Origin of the sequence: Tepidiforma sp. (assembly GCF_034433535.1) — a bacterium.
Classification (GTDB): Bacteria; Chloroflexota; Dehalococcoidia; order Tepidiformales; family Tepidiformaceae; genus Tepidiforma.
The window spans coordinates 1-1876 of the sequence record NZ_DAOUAO010000054.1; the positions used below are offsets into that span (position 1 = coordinate 1).

Annotated in this window: 3 protein-coding genes; all 3 read right to left on the minus strand. The window is 67.4% G+C overall.

What is annotated here, in order from left to right:
* Positions 1–44 precede the first annotated feature (44 nt).
* Positions 45–1055, minus strand: coding sequence for a peptidylprolyl isomerase (locus VAE46_RS02785; protein WP_322795388.1), 1011 nt, complete (start codon positions 1053–1055; stop codon positions 45–47).
* Positions 1056–1097: 42 nt separating this feature from the next.
* Entirely contained in the window at positions 1098–1421 is a 324-nt protein-coding gene (gene rpsR / locus VAE46_RS02790; RefSeq protein ID WP_322795389.1) for a 30S ribosomal protein S18, read from the minus strand.
* 105 nt (positions 1422–1526) lie between these two features.
* A partial coding sequence (locus VAE46_RS02795; protein WP_322795390.1) for a single-stranded DNA-binding protein occupies positions 1527–1876 on the minus strand: 350 nt, incomplete at its 5' end.

The following is a 1876-nucleotide window of genomic DNA, read 5'->3' on the forward strand; positions in this document are numbered from 1 at the left end:
CGACGCCGAGGCCGATGAGCCCGACCCCGATTTCGCGCGGGGGGTTACTCGGCATTGTCCTCGGCCCAGCGGATGTCGTCGGAGGTGAGGTCCCGTCGGATGGTGAGGGTGGAGCGGCGGGCCTTAATCTCTTCGTCGATGCGGAGATCGGCGAGCTGGGACTTCTGGGTTTCGGAGGGCGTGGCCTGGGGATCGCGCTTTTCGATGCGGAAGACCCACCAGTTGGACGCGACCTGGACAGGCCCGAGGACCTCGGAGCCCGCCTCCTTGCCTTCGATGGCGGTACGGATTGCTTCGGGAAGGAGCTCGGGCGGCTCCGGGTCCATGATCCCGTCCTTCTGGCGGGAGTTGAGGTCCTTGGAGGTGGTTTGGGCGACGGTGCCCATGTCCTCGCCGGCCTGGATGCGGGCGAGGGCCGCCTTCGCCTCCTCTTCGGTATCGGTGAGGATGGAGCGCAGGGTGACCATTTCGGTGGTGTCGCCGATCTCGGCGAGGTAGGCGTCCTTCAGCTTTTTGCGGTAGAGCTGCGCCTCGACCCATCGCCGGTAGTTGGCGTCGCTCATCTTCACCGTCTGGAGGCGCTGGCGGTAGAGGGTATCGAAGGAGCTGCCGGCGCCGCCGGCGGGGACGCCGAGCTGGCTGGCGATTTCGGTGGTGACCTCATCGGGGGTGACCGTGATGCCGCGTTCGCGGGCGATGATGGCGACGATCGCTTCGTTTTCGAGCTCGGTAAGGAGCTGCTGTTCGGCGATGCCGAGGTTGATGCCGGTGCCGATAACGGACTGGACGTAGGGGAAGAGGCGGTCGGCGTAGTACTTGAGTTTGAAGCGCTCGTCGCCCACCTGGAGGATGGTCTTTTCGGGGACGCGGTAGGTGTTGTCGTACCAGTTCCAGGCGAAGAGGGCGAGGACGATGACGAGCAGGAGCGAGGCTCCGCCGAGGATGACGAGGCGGAGGGTTTCTTCGCTGGTGAGGAGGAAGACGCTGCCAGCGCGGGCGGTGGGTTGCCGGGGGCGCTGGCGCGGGAGTGCGGTGGTCCGTTCGCGTCGAGCCATGGTGGTCTCCGGGTGGCGGGGCGGGGGACCGGCGGGGCCGGCTTAGCCGCGGATGGGGAAGATGCCGGTTTTGCGGATGTGCTCGAGCGTGTAGGGCAGGAGGGCGAGGTGCCGGGCGCGCTTGATGGCCGTGGCCACGAGGCGCTGGTGCTTGAGGCAGGTGCCTGTCTTGCGGCGGGGTTCGATCTTGCCGCGGTCGGAGATGTACATGCGCAGGCGGGCGATGTCCTTGTAGTCGACGCCGTTCATCTTTTCGACGCAGAAGCGGCAGACCTTGCGGCGGCTGGCGTAGCGGGGGCGCTGCTGGCGCTGGGGGCGTTCGCCTTCGGCGGCGGGAGCGGGTGCGGTGCGTTCTTCGGAGGTCATTGCAGGTGTTTCCTTCCCGTTGGGTTTGTCTTCCCCGTGCCCGTTGCGGAGCGGTGGAGGACCGGGGGTTCGCGGCGGATTGCCGGCCGCGGGCGGCGCTGGTGGTTATTCGAAGGGGAGGTCGTCGACGTCGATGTCCTCCCGGGAGGAGGCCCCGCCGCGGCGGCCCGGATAGGAGGTTCCCCAGTCGTCTGCGGCGGGGGCGGCGGCTTCGCGCGGGCCGCCGAGGAGCTGGATCGACTGGGCGATGACTTCGGTGCGGTAGTGCTTCTGGCCCTGGTCGTCTTCCCAGCTGCGGGTCTGGACGCGGCCTTCGACGAAGACCTGCTTGCCCCTGGTGATGTACTGGGAGACGCGCTCGGCCATATCGCCCCAGATGACGATGTTGAACCATTCGGTCTGGTCTTCCCATTCGCCGGACTGGGGGTTTTTGCGGCGGTTGTTGACGGCGAGGC